Below are 18354 nucleotides of genomic sequence, written 5' to 3'. Positions count from 1 at the left end.
ATGGTGCGTCTGCCCAAGGTGCCGAAAAGTGTCGTTGCCCTGACACGCCGTCTGGTCTTTCCTCCAGGTCCATGGCTGGTGAGTTCGATTTCATTCGTCGGTTCCTCGCGCGCTTCCCCGCCGCGCGCGTGCCCGTGGGGCCCGGGGATGACTGCGCGGTGCTGCCCCCCTCCCGGGGCGCGCAGTGCGTCACCACGGACGCGGTGGTGGAGGACGTGCACTTCACGCGCGCCGCGTTCTCCCCCGCGGACATCGGCCACAAGGCGCTGGCGGTGAACCTGTCGGACCTGGCGTCCATGGGGGCCACGCCGCGCTGGTTCGTCTGCGCGCTCGCGCTGCCGAAGGACTATCCCCCGCGGGAACTCACGGGCCTGGCGCGAGGCATGGCCGCGCTGGCCACCGCGCACCGGATTGCGCTGGTGGGTGGCAACTTCACCTCCGCGCGCGAGCTGTCCGTCACCATCACCGCCGCGGGCGAGCTGTCACGCGCGCCCCTCACCCGGGCGGGGGCCCGCCCCGGGGACCTCCTCTATATCTCCGGCACGCTGGGCGACGCGCGCCTGGGCCTCTCCCAGCTGCGTGCGGGGCTGCGCCGGGGCCCGGCGGTGCGCCGTCAGCGCCGCCCCGAGCCGCGCGTGGCGCTGGGGCTGCTCGCCGCGCGTCATGCATCCGCCGCGCTGGATGTTTCCGACGGACTTGCACAGGACCTGGGTCATCTCTGCACCGCCTCGGGCGTGCGCGCGGAGCTGGAGCTGGAGCGGCTGCCGCTGTCGGCCGCGGTGCGCAAGGCGCTGGGGCCCGAAGGGGCGCTGGCGGGGGGCGAGGACTACGAGCTGCTGCTGGCCGTTCCCCCGGGGCGCAGCCGGGCATTCGAGCGCGCGTGCGCTACAGGGGGACACGCCATCACCCGCATCGGCCACTTCACAGAGGGGCGCGGGTGGGTGAGCCGGGACAGGACAGGCCGCGTTCTCCCACCGCCAGAGGGGTTCGACCACTTCCGACCTCGGGCGATGGATTGACCCTGCGGAGCAGCAAGGCTAAACCCGAGACGCTTCTCATCCCCCGAAAGCAACCCGTGCGCCGTCCCCTCCGCGACGACACAGTCCCCGGACACACTCCCCGCCGCGAGCCCCTGCAGCGATTGCTGCGCGCCGTGGACGGCCCTCGCGCGACCCGCGAGCGGTCCCTTCACCGGAAGATTCTCAACGGCTACGTCTTGATGGGGCTGGCGCTGACGGCGTGGATGTACGCGTCGGACCGCCTCATCGACTTCCTCTTCCCGGAGCTCAGCGTGGGGGGGAGGGACGCGGTGCGCATTGGCGTCGCCGTCATCATCACCGGGGCCGCCGCCGCGCTGCTGCCTTCGTGGCTGGCGCGCGTCACCCGCGTGAAGGTGCTCAGCCGCTCCGCGTACGAAATCTCGCAGGGCGACCTGTCCAAGCCGGTGGCCGCCGAGGGCGGCAGCACGCGCGACGAAATCGACGAGCTGACGGGCGCCATCACCCGCATGCAGGAGAACCTGCGCGAGCTGGTGGGAAAGATTCAGGAGACGGCCAAGAGCGTGGCCGACACCGCCATCGACCTCCAGCGCTCGGCGGAGAACGTCAACGGCTCCACCGAGGAGGTGGGCTCGTCGATGGAGAAGATCGCCGGCGGCGCCGAGTCGCAGTCGCAGCTCGTGTCGAAGGCGTCCAAGGTCATCACGGAGATGGCCGGCAGCATCCAGCGCACCACGGCCAGCGCCGAGGACGCGGCGCGGACGACGGCGGAGACGAGCAGCGCGGCCGAGGACGGCTCCAAGGCGGCGCGGCTGGCCGGCGAGAAGGTGAAGAAGGTCTTCAACCGCATCGAGTCCGCCAGCCAGCAGGTGTTCGCCTTCGGCGAGAAGACGCAGGAAATCTCCAAGATCGTCGACGCGATTACGCAGGTGGCGCAGCAGACGAACCTGCTGGCGCTCAACGCGACGATTGAAGCGGCGCGCGCGGGTGAGTACGGCCGCGGCTTCGCGGTGGTGGCCGATGAGGTGCGCAAGCTGGCTGAGAGCGCGGGCCGCTCCGCCGAGCAGATCTCCAAGCTGGCGCGCGACATCTCCGGGCAGTCCACCTCCGTCGTGAGCGCCATGAAGGAAGGCATCGCGGAGCTGGCCGAGGGCCGCGAGGACCTGACCAACATCGTGCGCTCCATGGGCGCCATCACCGACACCATCCGCAAGGGCTCCGAGAAGGTGCACCTCATCTCCGAGAGCGCCCGCGAGCAGCTCAAGGGCAGCGAGGAGATGGTGAAGGCCATCGAGGAAATCAAGCTGGTGGCGCGAAACAACGCCTCCTCCACCGAGGCCATCCAGGCGGTCATCCAGGAGCAGACGGCCGCCGTGTCCCGGATGACGTCGCTGGCCAGTGAGCTGACCAACCTCTCCGTCGAGCTGCAGAGCGTCGTGCGCAGCTTCCGCCTGGGCTCATGAGCCAGCCGCCCTCGGACAACGTCGACGCGAGGCTCAAGGCCGCGGAGGACCAGCTGCGCGGGGTGATGCTCGCGCTCCCGGAGACGACCGAGGAGTTCCCCTGGGGCCACCGCACGGCCAAGGTGAAGGGGAAGATGTTCGTCATCCTCGCGCTGGACAACGACGGGCTGGGGGTCACCACCAAGCTCCCCGAGTCCCACGAGGCCGCGCTCACGCTGCCCTTCACCGAGCCCACCGGCTACGGCCTGGGCAAGAGCGGCTGGGTGTCCTCCCGCTTCAAGCCGGGCAGCGAGGTCCCCATCGGGCTCTTGTCCCAGTGGATTCACGAGAGCTTCCGCGCCGTGGCGCCGCAGAAGGTGCTCAAGGCGCTGACGGCTCCGGGCGCGGCGCGGGCTCCGAAGGCGAAGCCCGGCAAGGCGGCCACCCCGGAGGCCCAGCGGCCTTCCGCCGGGGCTCGGAAGAAGCCCGCGGCGGCGAAGCGGGTGGCCGGTGCAGGGAGGGGCGGGGCGGCGAAGCCGGCGGTTGGCGGGAAGAAATCCGTGGCGAAGCCGGCCTCGGCGCGCGAAGGTCCCAAGGGGCGGGCCGGCGCGAAGACGTCCACGGCGAAGCGGGGCGCGGCGGGTTCGTCCCGCTGATTCCAGAGCGGATAGAACGTTACTCCTGTGCGGCACGTCATCTTCCGGGTGGAGAAGGAGCGTTACGGGCTGCCGCTCTCGGCGGTGCGAGAGGTCGTCGTGCCTCCCGAGCGCTTCACCCGTGTGCCGCGTGCGCCACTGGCCATTACAGGCGTAATGAATCTGCGCGGCCGGGTCGTGACAGTGGTAGAGCTGCGGCAGCTCCTGAGTCTTCCCGAGGGTCCTACCCCGCCCGGACGGGTGGTTCTACTGGACCGTGGGCGGAGAGATTTGGGACTGTTGGTAACGGACGTAGACGGCATCGAAGCGGTGGAGCGGGTGAGCACGGCGCCAGGAAAAATGACGCCTGCCATCCGGGGCGTCGCCAGGCTGGGTGGCCTGGGAGTGACTGTCCTGGACCCAGAAGGGTTGGATGCCGCGGTGGTTGCCTTGTTCACCCATTCCAAGTGAGTAGCCCCCTGGAAAGCGCGGATGCTAGTGTCCGCGCTCCTCTAGGTGATTCGGAGGCGGAGTTCTTCACATGGCTAAGCGGGTCCTGGTCGTCGACGATGCCATCTTCATGCGCAACATGATCAAGGACATCTTTGCGTCTGGGGGGTTCGAGGTCGTCGGCGAGGCGGCCAACGGCCTGGAGGCCGTGGAGAAGTACAAGGAGCTCAAGCCCGACCTCACGACGATGGACATCGTCATGCCCTTCAAGAGCGGCATCGAGGCCACGCGGGAAATCATCAAGGCGGACAGCAGCGCGGTGGTCATCATGTGCTCCGCGCTCGGGCAGGAGAGCCTGGTGATGGAGGCCATCGAGGCGGGCGCCTCGGACTTCATCGTCAAGCCGTTCCGGGCCGAGGACGTGCTGGCCGTGGTGAAGAAGGTCCTGGGCGAGACGTGAGCGGCTGCGCCCTGGCGCGGGCCGTCCACCCTTCCTGACACGAGGCCGGGTCCATGACGATGGACATGTCCCGCTACCTCGGGCTCTTCATCTCCGAGGCGACCGACCACCTGGAGGCGCTCGGGCGTGACCTCGTGGAGCTCGAGCGCGAGAGCTCGTCCAGCGCGGTGGATTCGATGTTCCGCCATGCCCACTCGGTCAAGGGCATGGCGTCGTCCATGGGCTTCGAGCCCATCGCCATCGTGGCGCACCGCGTGGAGGACCTCGTGGACGCCGTCCGTCAGGACCGCGGCCGCCTGGACCGCGACCTGGTGGACCTGCTGCTCTCCGCCGCCGACACCATGCTCGCGCAGGTGCGCGCGGTGGCGGAGGGCAAGCCGCCGGATGACTCCGCGGCGCTCCTGACGCAGCTCAGCCAGCGCGTCACCACCATGACGGGCCACGCCCCGGCCGCTACGCGCGTCGCGAAGGTGACGGCGCTGAAGCCGGAGGGCGGCGGCACGGACGGCTCGGGCTCGGATGGCTCGGGCTCGGACGGCTCCGGCTCTTCGGGCGGCACGGGCGGGTCGGGTTCCGGCGGAGGCTCGGGCACTGGCTCGGATGGCTCGGGCCCCGCGGGCGGAGCTGGCGGCACGAGCGGCGGAGCCGGAAGCGGCTCGGGCCCCACAGCCACCGGTGCCAGTCCCGGCTCGACGGGGGCCTCCAGCCCGGGCGACCCCGGTGCCTCCACCACCTCCATCGCTCCCCCATCCCCGGACGGAACCCCCGGAGGCGTGGTGCTGCCGCTGTCCGCGCGCCGGGCCTCGGACGCGCCCGGTGCCGCCGCCGGAGCCGCGGCACCGTCGCCCGACCTGGCCAACGCCCTGAAGGCCGCGGCCAGCGCGCCGCTTCCGGAAACGCTGGCCCAACGTTGGGCGGTGCGCCTGCGCATCGCGCCTACCTGCCAGGTGCCCGGCGTGCGCGCCTTCCTCGTCCACAAGCGCCTCACCAACCTGGGCACGCTGGTGGACCTCCGGCCCGCGCTGGAGGAGCTGAAGGCCGGCCGCATCCCAGACGGCAACATCCAACTGGAGCTGGAGACCCCGGCGGGCGAAGCGGGCATCCACGCGGCGCTGAAGAACGTGGCCGAGGTGGAGGTCCTCTCGGTGAAGCCCGCGGTGGCCGCGCCCGTGGTGCAGCCCGCCCTGGTGCCCGTCCCCGACGGCGCCCGCGCGCCCGCGGACACGGCGTCGCGCACGGTGCGGGTGCGCACGGAGCTCCTCGACTACTTCCTCGACACGGTGGGTGAGCTGATGCTCGCCACGGCCCGCCTGCGCGAGGTGGGCAAGGTGCTGCCGGAGAACACGCGCCCCGCGCTGGAAGAGGGCGTCTACCGGCTGCACACGCTGGTGAAGGACCTGCACGACAAGGTGATGACGGCGCGCATGACGCCGCTGTCCCTCATCACCGACCGGCTGCCCCGGGCGGCGCGTGACATCGCCCGCCGCAAGGAGCGCGAGGTCGACCTGGTCATCACCGGCGCGGAAATCGAGCTGGACCGGGCCATCCTCGAGGAGCTGTCGGACCCGCTGCTCCACCTGCTGCGCAACTGCATCGACCACGGCCTGGAGACGCCGGAGGACCGCGCCGCCGCGAAGAAGGGCCCTCGGGGCCGGGTGCTGGTGGCGGTGAAGCGCGCCAGGGACCGCGTCATCATCGAGCTGGAGGACGACGGCCGCGGCATGGACCCCGCGAAGCTGAAGAACGCCGCGGTGTCGCGGGGCCTGCTCTCGGCGGAGGCCGCGGCGCGCATGACGGACCGCGAGGCCTTCATGCTGTCGTGCCTTCCGGGCGTCTCCACCGCCAAGGACATCACCGACATCTCCGGCCGCGGCGTGGGCATGGACGCGGTGAAGCGCGTGGTGGAGAACGTCGGCGGCACGCTCGAAATCGACAGCGAGCGAGGCCGGGGCACCCGCTTCACGCTGCGCCTTCCACTGACAGTCGCCGTGGTGCACCTGCTGCTGGTGCAGGTGGGCGAGGAGGTCTTCGGCCTGCCCATCGCCAAGGTGGTGGGGGCGACGGAGGCGGACGGGGAGTCGCTCAGCCGCAGCCGCGAGACGGCCCTGCTGCCTCACGGCAATTCACTGCTGCCGGTCCACGCGTTGGATGCGCTGGTGGGCCTTCCAGCCCCGCCGAGGCAGGGAACCCGGCCTTTCGTGGTGATGGACGGGGATTCCGGCCGGGTGGCCCTGGAGGTGGACCGCCTGTTGGGACAGGAGGAGGTGGTGCTCAAGCCGCTGTCGCGGCCCCTGGACTTGCTGCCCGGCCTGTCCGGCGTCACCATTCTGGGAAGTGGGCGTCCGGTGTTCATCCTGGACGTGCCGAGGTTACTGTCCGCGTGAGCCAGCCCCTGCCCAGCGACGCGCAACTCGACGCACTGCGCGAGGTGGCCAACATTGGTTGCGGCCACGCGGCCAATGCGCTCTCCCGGTTGATGGGGGGCCGCAAGGTGGACCTCTCCATCCCCCGCGTGCTGCTGACGGGCCCGTCGGACGCCGCCGAGCTGCTGGGCGGAGCCGCGCCGGTGGTGGCCGGGTGGCTCGGCATCCAGGGCGGGCTGCGGGGGGCCCTGCTGCTGGTGTTGCCCCAGGACGACGGCGCCGCGCTGGAGGCGCTGCTCCTGGAAGGACAGGCGGCGATTCATCAGGCCGAGCGGGACAGCGTGGTGGCGGAGACGGCGAACATCGTCGCCAGCGCCTGCCTGTCCGCCATGGGCCGGCTGACGGGCTGGAGGCTGGTGCCCACGGTGCCCACGGTGCGGCGAGGCCGCGCGCGGGACGTGGTGTCCGACGCGGTGGGGCAGGTGGAGGGCGACGCCAGCAGCGTGGTGGTGCTGGAGGCCCGCTTCCTCGCGGCCGCGGCGCCGCCGGTGGGTGGGCAGCTGCTGTTGGTGCTGGCGCGGGACAGCATCCGTGACCTGCTGGCGCGGCTGGGCGTGTAGCCCGTTTCGAGCTAGACGGGCGCCCATGGATGAAAAGGCGCTGAAGCAGCTCCTGGGCAGCGTGAAGTCCGGCCGCGTCTCCGTGGACGACGCGGTGGGCAAGTTGAAGGACCTGCCCTTCGCGGAGCTGGGGTACGCGACGCTCGACACGCACCGCAACCTGCGCTTCGGCTTCCCGGAGGTGGTGCTGGGGGAGCCCAAGACGGTGGAGCAGCTCCTGGGCATCGTCGGGGCGCTGGTGGAGCGCAAGCAGACGGTGCTGGTGACGCGGCTCCAGCCGGACAAGGCGGAGGCGCTGGTGGCGCGCTTCCCCAAGGGCCAGTACCACCCGGTGGCGCGCATCTTCCATCTCAAGCAGGGCAAGGTGCGCGCGGGCCGCGTGGCCGTGGTGACGGCGGGCACCAGCGACATCCCCGTGGCGGAGGAGGCGGCCATGACGGCCGAGGCCATGGGCGCGGAGGTGCGGCGCGTCTACGACGTGGGCGTGGCGGGCATCCACCGGCTGCTGCGGCGCCGCGAGGAAATCCAGGAGTGCCATGCCGCCGTGGTGGTGGCGGGCATGGAGGGCGCGCTGGCCAGCGCGCTGGGCGGACTGGTGGGCATCCCCGTGGTCGCGGTGCCCACGTCGGTGGGCTACGGCGCCAACTTCAAGGGCGTGTCCGCGCTGCTGGCCATGGTGAACTCGTGCGCCTCCAACGTGGCCACGGTGAATATCGACAACGGCTTCGGCGGTGGCTTCTACGCCGCCCTCATCTCCCGCACGAAGGGGCGCAGGTGAGCACCATGCGACGCATCCTCTACCTGGAGCCGGTGGGCGGCATCGCCGGGGACATGTTCCTGGCGGCGGGCCTGGACCTGGGCATTGCCCCCGCGGACCTGGAGCGCGCGCTGTCGGGCCTGCGCGTCCCGGGCTGGAAGCTGGCGGTGAGCCGCGCGGTGCGCCACGCCATCAGCGGCACGCACCTGGACGTCGTGCTGGAGGCGCGCGAGGCCCACCCGCACCGCGCCTACGCGGACATCCGGCGCCTCATCGAAGAGGCGGACACGCTGCCCCCGCGCGCGAAGGAGCGGGCGCTGGCGGTGTTCCGCGCCATCGGCGAGGCGGAGGCGAAGGTCCACGGCGTGTCCATTGACGACATCCACTTCCATGAAGTGGGCGCGGTGGACTCCATCGTCGACATCTGCGGCGCGGCGGTGGTGCTGGAGCTCTTGGGCAACCCGGAGGTCCACGCGGCGCCGCCGCCGCTGGGCAGCGGCACCATCCGCGTGGCCCACGGCGCCATGCCCATTCCCGTCCCCGCGACGCTGGAGTTGCTGCGGGACGTGCCCGTGCGCTTCGAAGGCGTGGGCGAATTGACGACGCCCACGGGCGCGGCGCTGCTCAAGGTGCTGGCGCACATCGGCCACCCGCCGGACTTCATCGTGGAGAAGGTGGGCTACGGCGTCGGAACGAAGGACTTCAAGGACCGGCCCAACGTGCTGCGCGCGTCGCTGGGCCGGCTGGAGCAGGCCGGCAACGAGGGGCTCTGGGTGGTGGAGGCCAACCTGGACGACGCCACGCCGCAGCTGCTGGGGCACCTGCTGGAGCGGCTGCTCACGGTGGGCGCGCTGGACGCGTGGGTGACGCCGGTGGTGATGAAGAAGAGCCGGCCGGGGCACCTGCTGAGCGCGCTGGTGGAGGGCGGCACGCGCGAGGCCCTCGTGGACGTGGTGCTGCGCGAGTCCACCACGCTGGGCGTGCGCTACCACCGCGTGGAGCGTCAGGCGCTGGAGCGGGACTGGGTGGAGGTGGAGACGCCGTGGGGCCAGGTCCGCGTGAAGCGCGGGCTGCGCCAGGGCGCGGTGCTCAACGCCCACCCGGAGTTCGAGGACTGTCGCCAGGTGGCGGAGGCCGCGGGCGTCCCCGTGAAGCAGGTGATGGCCGCGGCGGTGGCGGCGCTCGGCGCGAAGGCCTGAGCGTCGCGGGCACGCGGGCTACATCTCCGGGGACGTTTCGGACAGCTTGATGACGACGAAGGTCGCGCCCGCGGGGTCGGCGACGACGGCGAGGCGGCCGTAGGGCGAGTCCTCGGGAGGCTGGAGCACCTTGCCGCCCAGCTCAGTCACCTGCCGCACCGCCACGTCGGCATCCGCCACCGCGAAGTAGCACAGCCAGTGGGCGGGCACCTCGGCGGGCCAGCTCTCGCCCATCTGCAGGACGCCGCCCACCGCCGTCTTGCCCTTGTGCAGGGTCCAGTACTGCATGTCGCCCATGCCCTCGAGCTTCTTCGCCTCGAAGCCGAAGAGGGCGGAGTAGAAGGCGATGGCCTTGGCGGCGTCGCGCGTGTTCACCTCGCGCCACGTCATGGCGCCGGGCTCGTGTTCGAGCTGCGCGCCCCGGTGCGCCAGGGGCTGCCACAGCCCGAAGTGCGCGCCGGTGGGGTCCGTGCAGATGGCGAGCCGTCCCTGGTCGAACACGTCCATGGGGCCCATGCCCACCTGGCCGCCATGCTTCTGGACGAGCGCGGCCGTGGCGTCGATGTCCTCCACGCCGAAGTAGAGCGTCCACGCCGAGGGCGCGGCCAGGTCAGGCGGCTGCTGGCCCATGCCAGCGGCGTTGAGGCCGTTCACCTGGCACATCGTGTAGAAGTGCGTGTCCTGGGTGCCAACGACGAACGACCAGCCCAGCAGCGGGCCATAGAAGGCGCGGGCCTTCTCCAGGTCCGGCGTCATCAGGTCCATCCAGACAGGCGTTCCCATCTCCGGTGTCTTGACCTCGGGCATCGTGCGTTCCTCATTCGTGGGGTGTGGGCCCGATGAACATCGGGCGCATGCACCCTAGCCACGATTCGCGTCAGGGGGGCGTGACATCCACCGCGACCCAGCGTGTGCTGGCTACACCGGCAAGCGCACCTGGAGGCGGGTGCCGCCCTGTTCGGCGCGCACGCACAGGTCGCCGCCATGGCGCTCGACGATGCGCCGGCAGACATCCAGGCCGATGCCCGCCGCATGGGGCTTCGTGCTGAAGAAGGGCTCGAAGATGCGCGGCTGCAGGTCCTTGGGGATGCCCGGCCCGTCGTCGGAGACCTCGACGAGCACGTGCGCGCCCTCCTTCCAGGTGCGCAGCCGCACGCGGCCTCCGCGCTCGCCCAGGGCCTCCAGCGCGTTGAGCACCAGCTGCGTCCACAGCTCATCGAGCGCGACGCCTTCCGCCTTCAGCCGGGGCAGGCTCGGGTCGTACTCGCGCTCCACCGTGAGGTGCTCTCCACGCAGCCGGTGGCCCAGCGCCGCCAGCGCGTGCTCCAGTCCTTCGTGGACATCCACGTCCTCACGCGGCACCGGGTCCATGAAGGCATAGGCCTTCACGCCGTCGACCAGCGCGGACACGCGCGCCGTTCCGCGGGCCACCTCCGCCATGAGCACGTCGCAGCTCACCGCCACCACCAGCCACGCGAGCACGTCGCCCAGCAGCGCCCCGCCCACGCGCGTCGCCACCGACTCCAGCCACGCGACGTCCAGCCCGGAGGCCACCAGCGCGGGCGCCGCCTCCCACGCGTCCGCCACGCCGCGCGCCTCCAGCCAGGAGCCCAGCGCTTCCTCGCGCTGCGCGCGGGCCAGGGGCTCCAGCGGCGGAGAGCTCCGCCCGCGCTCCGCCGCTTCCCGGGGCAGGGCCAGCAGGACGCCGCGCTGGGCCAGGGACAGGCCGTGCTCACCCAGGGCCATGGCGCGCGCGGATACCGTGGCCATCAGCTCGCCCAGCCGCGCCGCGCTTCTCCGAGCCGCGGCGGCGGGGCTGCCCAGCTCGGCGGCCAGCTCGGCCGCCATGCGTCCCACGGGGAGCAGCTCCACCTGGGGACGGACATCCTGGGCCTGCTGCTCGGTGCGCTGCGAGGCCAGCTCCATCAGTCCCCGGCTGAGTCCGGGCGCCAGCCGCAGCAGCTCCCAGAAGGTGGCCGGCTCCATCCGGAACAGGCGCACGTTCGTCACCGCGTCGCCGCTGTGGGGGTAGGGCGCGTTCAGGAAGAGGATGAGCTCGCCGAAGAGGTTACCGGCCTCCAGCGTGAAGGTGGGCGCGCTCTCCGTGCTGGTGTGGCGGCTCCACTGCGTGCGGCCCTCCAGGATGACGGACAGGCCATCCGCGGAGGCGCCTTGTTCGGCGATGCGCGTGCCGGCGGGGAAGTGGAGTTGACGGCCATGGTCCGCCATCCAGCGGAGCTGCTCTCCGGTGAGCCGGGCGAACAGCGGAACCTGGCGCAACGCCGCGACGATGTCGTCACTTCCCATACGCCGGGATGCTGCCTGTCCCCGCCAGGGAGTCCATTGGATTCGGCGGGGCCCCGCGCTATCGCAACGGTTGCCGCGTCAACGCCTGAGCAAAGGCGTCGCTCCGCTGCCCGGCCACGCACACCGGCAACCCCTCCAGCATCCCGCAGCGGGCGCCCGCCCGGAGGAAGGCGCCCACCTGCTGGCGCACCACGACGTACACTGTGTCCCCGTCCACGCCGCCAGGGCGCATGGTGGCGTTGCACGCCTCCGCAATCGACGGCGGGGTCCGGGTGACGTAGCCGCTGTTGAAGGTGAGGCCCAGCCGGTAGGCCAGGTACCCCGCCGCGTTGACCAGCGGTTCGTTGTAGGGGCACACCCACTGCACCTGCGGCGGGAAGAGGGCCAGGTGCTGGTAGTGGCCCTTCAGCTCCGCCCACTCCGGAGCTTGAAGCCGCCGGAAGCCGTCTGGACGCCGGCGCAGCTCGCTCTTGTCCTGGCGCACGTCGTAGGCCTGCACCGCGACGGCCAGCGCGAGCACCGCCGTCCCCACCCAGGCGCGCTCGCGCCACTGCCGCAGCCACAGGAGGACGGCGCCGCCCATCACCGCGTAGCACAGCGGCCAGATGAAGCGCCCGGACGCGCGGAACGCGGAGGTCAGCCGCGAGAAGGGCTCGTACAGCCCGCCCAGGTCCACCACCAGCCGGCCCGTCCACGTCACCCGGGAGGACAGCGCGTAGAGGGCCAGCAGCAGCACCGCCACCGCGAAGGGCAGGCCCCGCCGCCAGGGCACGTCCCGCACGGCGCGGAAGCGAAGCGCCGCGCCCACGACGGAGAGCCCCACGAGCAGCAGCGCCCCCGCGCCCACATAGCCGAAGCCTTCGCCTTGCCGCCGGGCCACGGGCAGGGAGGGCAGCAGCCGTGACCAGTCCGTGGGATTGAACAGCGTGGTCAGGTCGGCGGAGAACTGGCCGAAGCCCTCCGCGCCCAGGTTGCTGCCGAGGAAGTAGCCGAAGAGGGCGAAGACGAGCACGTCCAGCACGACGATGCCCGCCGAGGCCAGCAGCGCGCGTCCCCAGGTGATGACGCGGGCCAGGGCCAGCCTCACGGCCAGGGCCATGGCGAGGGGGACGAGCATGGCCACGAGGTAGGGGTGGATGCCCGAGCCCAAGGCACACAAGGCCGCGGCCAACCAGAGGCTCCGCTTCGCCGCGCGCGCATCCGGCGCGTCGCGCAGGTGGAGCCACATCATGGCCACCAGCATCCAGTGCGCGCACAGCGCGATGTGGCCCAGGCGGGCCGCCATGGGAGGGGCGAGCGCCAGCAGCAGGCCCCCCAGGACCTGGTGTGTGGGCCGGGAGGAGGCGACGGACACGAGCTTCGCGCCGAACCACCCCATCAGCGCGAAGCACAGCGCCAGCCAGAGGCCGTGGTACTGGAAGTCAGCGGGCAGCAGCGCGTCGAAGGGCTTGAACAGCACCGCCAACAGGGGGTTGCCGTCCGTGAGCGCGACGGAGGTCCCATGGGGGTAGAGCTGGTTGGGCGAGCTCGTGAGGGGCAGTCGCCAAGGCGCGTTGCGATAGAAGAGCCAGCCCATGGTGGCGCAGGCCCAGTCCTCGCGCATCAGCCAGTCGAGGCGCGTGGGCGGAATCGCCTTTCCACCGCCGAGCCAGAGGAACCACGCCAGTCCGCCCAGCGCGGCGCCCCAGGGCGCCCACCGGCTCGCGGGTGAAGGAGACGGCGCGGCGGTGGGGGCGGGCGGAGTCGGGGCGAGCGCCGGTGAAGCGGACTCCCTCGACGCCGGTGGACTCGGGGTCGTCATGGCGGCCTTGGTGAAGGCCGGCACTGTAGGACCGCGCTTCCCACACGGGCAAGCACCGCCCCGGGCCGCGCGCTTCCGGCCAGCCTAGAGGTGGCAAGGCGTGACGCTGTCGTTGTTTCCGATGAGGCGCTCCTCCGCCGGCCCGGTGTAGACGTCGTCCGCGAGCATCGTGGCCCAGCACGACGGAAGCCGGGCGTTGTCCGTGACGATGAACGCGTCGCGCACGCGCGCGAGTGCGTCCAGGTTCAGCGCCGTCATCGCCGGATTCTCCCGCACCTCCAGGGTGCCCACGCTGTGGAGCGAGCCCAGGCTCCCCAGGTGCTCCAGCGCGCCGTTGCCCGTGACATACAGGCCGTGCAGCCACGTCACCTGCTGGAAGCCAGACAGGTCCGTCAGCAGCGGGTTGCGGGTGACGAGCAGGGAGCCTCCCATGCTCTGGAGCTCTGGCAGGTCCGTCGCGCGCAGCAGCCGGGGGTTCTCCTCCAGGGCGACGTCCCCGTGCACCCGGCGCAGCGACGGCATCGGGCCCACCTGCTCCAGCACCGCGTTGCCCGCCACGGCGAGCGCGCCGGTTTCGGAGAGGGCATCGAAGCGGACCTCCTGAAGCCGGGCGTTGTTCGCCACGGTGACGCGGTCTTTCACGACCGCCAGGTGCTCCAGGCCGGAGAGCTGCGTGAGGGCGTTGTTGCTGGAGATTTCGAGCACGCCGCCAATCCGCGTCAGCAGGCTCAGGCCCTCCAGGGACTGGAGCATCGGGTTGGCCGAAATCATGAAGCTCCCATCCACCTGGGCCAGTTGGGACAGCGGCAGCTTCTCCAGCGCGGCGTTCTGGTGGACGGTGAGCGTGCCCGCCAGCACCTGGACGTGGGGGAACATGCCAGGGCTCCACAGCACACCGGTGTTCCACAAGGTGAGGTCGAAGCGGGGCGCCACGGCGGCCAGGCCGCTCAGGGTCGACACGCCAGGGAGCGAGTTGAGCGACAGGCTGTGGACGCGAACGGGCGGAAGCGCCTCCGGCGTCTGCGGTCCGATGCGCAGCTCGCTGAGCTGAACGCCGCCCCTGATGCTCAATGTCCCCCCGACGTAGCGAAGCCCCGACAGGTCCACCTGCATCAGCCCCGGGTTGCCGTGGATGTTCAGCGAGCCCTCCACCGAGGCGAGGCCGGGCAGCACCACCGCCGTGACGTCCGTGTGCTCGATGTTGAGGTCGCCGCGGATGCTGGTGAGGGACTTCAGCGCCTCCAGGTCGGCCACGTCCTCCACCGCATACGTCCCGTCATGGGTCGCCGACAGCTGGCACACGTAGGCAGCCGCGCGGACTTCGGCGTCGTCGAGCACCGTGTTCCGGTTGTCGTCCACGCCGGCCTCCACCCAGGTGCCGCCGGTGGTGCAGTTCGGGCCCGCGGGCTCTGGCCGCTGGCGCAGCAGCGTCACCACGGGGTCTGCGCAGAAGCGGGCCGCCGCCCGGAGCTCGTCCTCATCGAGCACGCCGTTCCCATTGAGGTCCACGCCGGCCTCCATGAGCGCGTTGTCGTACCGGCAGACGAAGGGGTGGGTCATCAGGGGGCGGACGCGGGCGACGACGGGCGCCGGCTCCATGCAGCCGTGGACCTCGCGCGTCACCTCGTCATCCGAGAGGAGGCCGTCCTCATCCAGGTCCGTGCCCGCCAGGGTGAGCTGCCCGCCCAGCGCACAGGGCTCGCCGGGAGGAAGCTGCCGGGTGCGCACCAGGACGCCCGGCGAGAGCGTGGCGCAGATGTACTCGGTGCCCGTCACCTCGTCGTCGTCGAGCATGCCGTCGTCGTCCAGGTCCAGCCCCGAGCGCACGGCCTTCCCGCCGTGCTCGCAGTTCGGGCCCGAGGGCTCGTTGGCCACGCGGGTGCGCGCCTCGTGCTGCTCGACGAGCCGACGCAGGTCGATGCCGTCACACCCCGCGGCCAGGATTAGCGTCCACATCCACATCCATCGCATCGCTCATGAACCTTTCGGCGCGTCACTCACCGCAGGTGGCGGTGTCGTCATTGCCGCTGATGTGGAGTTGCCCGGCGTCGCCCGTGTACACGGAGGCCGCGAGGGACGTCGCGAGGCATGACGGGAGTTCGGGGTTGCCCGTGACCTCGAAGGCCTGGCCGACCTGGTGCAACGCGGTCAGGCCGAGCTGGACGAGGCTCGCGTTGTCCGTCACTCGAAGTGACTGGACATGGAAGAGATTGGAGAGCGGGAGCGCCTGCAGCGCGTCGTTTCCAGCGACGGTGAGCGAGCCCATGAGGTTGTCGACGCCGAGGAGCGGTGACTCCTCTCCGGGTATGAACTCCAGGGCATCATTGTCCATCAACACCAGGTTCACCCGGGGGGACACGCTCAGCAGGCCGCTCAGGCTGCGGAGCTGGTCGTTGTTGTTCACGACGAGCCCCCGTCCCACGAACAACCGTTGGTGGTCGGCGCCGCCGGCGTGCAGCGTGCTCAGCGCGGGGTTGGAAAACACCTCGAAGTCGTCGCCCACGAAGCGCAGGCCTGTCAGCTCCGCCTGGGTCAGCAGTTGGTTGTTCAAGAGGCGCACCGAGCGGTCCACCACCGCGAGCCCTGGCAGGCGCAGCTCGGTGAGGGACGTGTCACTGAGCACGAGCGAGCCCTGGATGCGGGAGATGCGCTGGAGCGCCGCGAGGTCCGCGGGGGTCCGCACGGTGTAGTCGCCGTAGAACGTGTGCAGGGCCTCACAGACGAAGGCCGTCATGTGAAGCTCAGGGCCTCCGAGCACGCCATCGCCATTCTCATCCACGCCAGCCTGGACGCGAGCGCCTCCCTGGGGACAGGTCGTGCCGGCGGACTCGGGAGCCTGTGTGACCATGAGCCGGGCCGGCTCGACGCAGACGCTCTCCATGGCGCGGACCTCGTCGTCGTCCAGCAGCCCATCCCCGTCCGCGTCAGGGCCGGCCTCCACCCAGGTGCGGCCCCAACTGCATAGCCACGGAGGGACGTGGCCCCCCGGAGGCTGATGCCGGGTGCGGTGAATCACCTGGCTGGAAGCGGGTTCGGCGCAGCCGTACACCTCCCGGGTGATTTCGCTGTCCTCCAGGAGGGCGTTGCCATTGACGTCCTGGCCCGCCCGCGACACGAGTCCGCCGTGGGGGCACTGCTCGCCGGGGGGCACGTCCTGCAGGTGCACCAGCACCCCGGGCGTGGGCGTGGTGCAGACGTACTCGGTGCTCGTCACTTCGCCGTCGTCGAGCACGCCGTTGTCGTTCAGGTCCAGGCCCGCCAGAAAGGCCCTCCCGCCGAGCGGGCAGTGGTCGCCAGCCGACTCCGGGTCCACCCGCGCGCGTGCCTCGTGCTGGGTGACGAGCTTGCGCAGGTCGATGCCGTCACAGCCCGCCGCCAGCAGCACCACCGCCATCCAGGTCCATCGCATGGGTGCTCCTCTCTTCCTCGTGACGGGAGGTGCCGCCGGGAGGCCTTCAGTCGCAGGAGGCCGAGCTGTCGTTGCCGCGAATCTCCGGCGCGCCGCCCATGTTGACCCGCGCGGCGAGCGACACGGCCAGGCAGTTGGGGAGCCGGGGGTTCTCCGTGACGGTGAAGATGTGGGTGACGCTCTCCAGGGCATTCAGGTCCAGGCGCAGCAGGTTCTCATGGGAGAGCACATACAGCTCCTCCACCGATTGGAGCAGGACGAGGTCCGACAAGTCCGTGAGGCTCGCGTTGTTCTCCAACGTCAGCACCTTCAGCGAGAGCAGCCGGTCGAAGCCCATCAGCCGGAAGAGCTGTGGGTTGTTGCCGATGAACAGGAACCCGCTGTTCTGCACCCGCTCGAGTCCCCACAAGTCCTTCAACACGGCGTTGTCATTGAACCGCATCCCGGAGGTGACACGCGCCAGCTTGGGGAACGCCCCCGCGGCTTCCAGCGTGGGGTTGCGCTCGAACTCGAGCGTCCCCACCTGGGTGAGCTCATTCAGGCCTTCGACCGAGCGCAGGTTGGCGTTGTCCCGCACGCGGAGGCCACCGCCAATGGACGTCAGCGCTGGCATGCCAGACAACGAGGTCAGGATTGGATTGTCCCCGATGACCAGGTCTCCCACGACCTGCTGCAACACCGTTCCGCTCAGGTTGCTCAAGGAGGAACTCCCGATGATGTTCAGGGAGCCGCCCACCCACTCGAGGTTCCGGAAGGGAAGGGTGGAGAGCTTCGCGTTGCCTTCCAGGGTGATGGAGCCGAGGTGCCTGGAGACGAACGTGAAGGAACCCTCTTCGAGGGCAGCGTTGTCTCGCAGGAGGATGCTGCTGCTGGGAAGGACCGCGCTCACCCCCACGAGCGTGGGGAGCAACGGATTGGACACCAGGCTGAACTCTCCCCAGACCCAGAGCGGGGCGCGGCTGCCGCTGCCCAGAATGAGCGTGGTCAACGCGGGGTTTCTGGCGACGGTGAGCGGGCCACCCACGAGGCGCAGCGAGGGCAGCTCCAATCGCTCGAGCGACGTGTCGAATATTTCCAGCGCGCCTTCGACCTGCATCAGGTCGGGGAGGACGGCCGCCGTGGCGGACCCGGCGTCGAAGGAGAGGTTTCCGCGGACGCGGGAGATACCCTCCAGCGCCACGAGGTCCACCGCGTTGCGCACGAAGTAGTCGCCGTCCAGCGTGTGCAGGGGCTGGCACACGAACAGGGAGGACATCACCTCTTCGTCCTCGAACAGGCCGTCCGCGTCCGCGTCGGTGCCCACGTCCACCCGCGTGCTGGGCGTGGGGCACGCATCGCCCGCGGGAGCAGGGGACTGGCGCAGCCGGACCTCGGAGGGGAGCACGCAGAGGGTGGACGTCGCGCGGACCTCCGAGTCATCCAGCACGCCGTTGCCATTCGGGTCCTGCCCTGCCTCCACCACGGCGCCGCTCTCCCCGCAGGGGTAGACGAACGGCTCCCGAGCCCGCACGCGGGTGACCACGGCCTCCGAGCTGGCGCAGCCGTAGACCTGGCGGCTGACCTCGCTGTCCTCCAGCTCGGCGTTGCCATTCGTGTCCTGGCCCGCGCGGTACACCTTGCCGCCCTGGGTGCAGTTCTCCCCGGGGGGCTCGTCCTGCACGCGCACCAGCACGCCTGGGATGGAGGTGACACACGCGTACTCGGTGCGCGTCACCTCGTCGTCGTCGAGCACGCCGTTGTCATCGCGGTCCAGCCCCGTGCGGACGAAATGGCCACCATGGGCGCAGTTGGCGCCCACGGGCTCGGGTTCAAGCCGCGTGAGCGGCGGGTGCTGCCGGACGAGCCGGTCCAACTCGATGCCGTCACACCCCGTGACGAGCACGAGCATCGCCATCCACATGCGTTTCATGAGC

General features: G+C 70.9%; 15 protein-coding genes. 9 read left to right on the top strand and 6 right to left on the bottom strand.

The genetic code is table 11. The features are described 5' to 3' along the window. Positions 1 to 71: 71 nt before the first annotated feature. The 9 genes from thiL (at position 72) to larC (ending at position 8924) form a co-directional block, all read left to right on the top strand. Positions 72 to 1019: a thiamine-phosphate kinase gene (thiL, locus tag KGD87_RS22485; RefSeq protein ID WP_284662459.1), complete on the top strand. Its 948-nt coding sequence runs from the start codon at positions 72 to 74 to the stop codon at positions 1017 to 1019. A 56-nt stretch (positions 1020 to 1075) separates the two neighbouring features. Beyond that, the gene (locus KGD87_RS22480; protein WP_163784280.1) at positions 1076 to 2461 is read left to right on the top strand and encodes a methyl-accepting chemotaxis protein; all 1386 of its coding nucleotides are present in this window, start codon (positions 1076 to 1078) and stop codon (positions 2459 to 2461) included. Continuing rightward, complete coding sequence (locus tag KGD87_RS22475; RefSeq protein ID WP_284662458.1) at positions 2458 to 3096, top strand: MmcQ/YjbR family DNA-binding protein; 639 nt, start codon at positions 2458 to 2460, stop codon at positions 3094 to 3096. Before KGD87_RS22480 ends, KGD87_RS22475 begins: the two co-directional genes overlap by 4 nt. Positions 3097 to 3123: 27 nt before the next feature. After that, a complete protein-coding gene (locus KGD87_RS22470) occupies positions 3124 to 3546 on the top strand; it encodes a chemotaxis protein CheW (RefSeq protein ID WP_011556619.1) in 423 nt (140 codons plus the stop codon). A gap of 70 nt (positions 3547 to 3616) precedes the next feature. Beyond that, positions 3617 to 3985: a response regulator gene (locus KGD87_RS22465; protein WP_011556618.1), complete on the top strand. Its 369-nt coding sequence runs from the start codon at positions 3617 to 3619 to the stop codon at positions 3983 to 3985. 53 nt (positions 3986 to 4038) lie between these two features. After that, positions 4039 to 6369: a chemotaxis protein CheA gene (locus KGD87_RS22460; RefSeq protein WP_284662451.1), complete on the top strand. Its 2331-nt coding sequence runs from the start codon at positions 4039 to 4041 to the stop codon at positions 6367 to 6369. Further along, positions 6366 to 6968: a chemotaxis protein CheC gene (locus KGD87_RS22455; RefSeq protein WP_284662450.1), complete on the top strand. Its 603-nt coding sequence runs from the start codon at positions 6366 to 6368 to the stop codon at positions 6966 to 6968. The genes KGD87_RS22460 and KGD87_RS22455 overlap by 4 nt, the downstream gene beginning before the upstream one ends. 25 nt (positions 6969 to 6993) lie before the next feature. Then, positions 6994 to 7746, top strand: a complete 753-nt coding sequence (larB, locus tag KGD87_RS22450; RefSeq protein ID WP_163784295.1) for a nickel pincer cofactor biosynthesis protein LarB — start codon at positions 6994 to 6996, stop codon at positions 7744 to 7746. 5 nt (positions 7747 to 7751) lie between these two features. After that, a complete protein-coding gene (gene larC, locus KGD87_RS22445) occupies positions 7752 to 8924 on the top strand; it encodes a nickel pincer cofactor biosynthesis protein LarC (RefSeq protein ID WP_284662448.1) in 1173 nt (390 codons plus the stop codon). Positions 8925 to 8942: 18 nt separating this feature from the next. On the opposite strand, the gene KGD87_RS22440 is transcribed toward larC, so the two are convergent. From KGD87_RS22440 to KGD87_RS22415, 6 genes are all read right to left on the bottom strand, one after another. Further along, positions 8943 to 9731, bottom strand: a complete 789-nt coding sequence (locus KGD87_RS22440; protein WP_284662447.1) for a VOC family protein — start codon at positions 9729 to 9731, stop codon at positions 8943 to 8945. A 111-nt stretch (positions 9732 to 9842) separates the two neighbouring features. After that, positions 9843 to 11231 (bottom strand): ATP-binding protein, encoded by a 1389-nt coding sequence (locus tag KGD87_RS22435; RefSeq protein ID WP_284662446.1) that lies wholly within the window; start codon positions 11229 to 11231, stop codon positions 9843 to 9845. 58 nt (positions 11232 to 11289) lie between these two features. Beyond that, positions 11290 to 13032: a DUF6311 domain-containing protein gene (locus tag KGD87_RS22430; RefSeq protein WP_284662444.1), complete on the bottom strand. Its 1743-nt coding sequence runs from the start codon at positions 13030 to 13032 to the stop codon at positions 11290 to 11292. A gap of 84 nt (positions 13033 to 13116) precedes the next feature. Further along, the gene (locus tag KGD87_RS22425) at positions 13117 to 14988 is read right to left on the bottom strand and encodes a DUF7151 family protein (RefSeq protein ID WP_284662442.1); all 1872 of its coding nucleotides are present in this window, start codon (positions 14986 to 14988) and stop codon (positions 13117 to 13119) included. A gap of 37 nt (positions 14989 to 15025) precedes the next feature. Next, entirely contained in the window at positions 15026 to 16441 is a 1416-nt protein-coding gene (locus KGD87_RS22420) for a DUF7151 family protein (protein ID WP_284662441.1), read from the bottom strand. Positions 16442 to 16487: 46 nt separating this feature from the next. Further along, a complete protein-coding gene (locus KGD87_RS22415) occupies positions 16488 to 18350 on the bottom strand; it encodes a DUF7151 family protein (RefSeq protein ID WP_284662439.1) in 1863 nt (620 codons plus the stop codon). Between the last annotated feature and the right edge of the window lie 4 nt (positions 18351 to 18354).

It is taken from the genome of Myxococcus sp. SDU36 (assembly GCF_030168875.1).
In the GTDB taxonomy this organism is placed as follows: domain Bacteria; phylum Myxococcota; class Myxococcia; order Myxococcales; family Myxococcaceae; genus Myxococcus; species Myxococcus vastator.
Note: the sequence above shows the minus strand (reverse complement) of the source record. Positions and strands in the feature narration are given on the sequence as shown.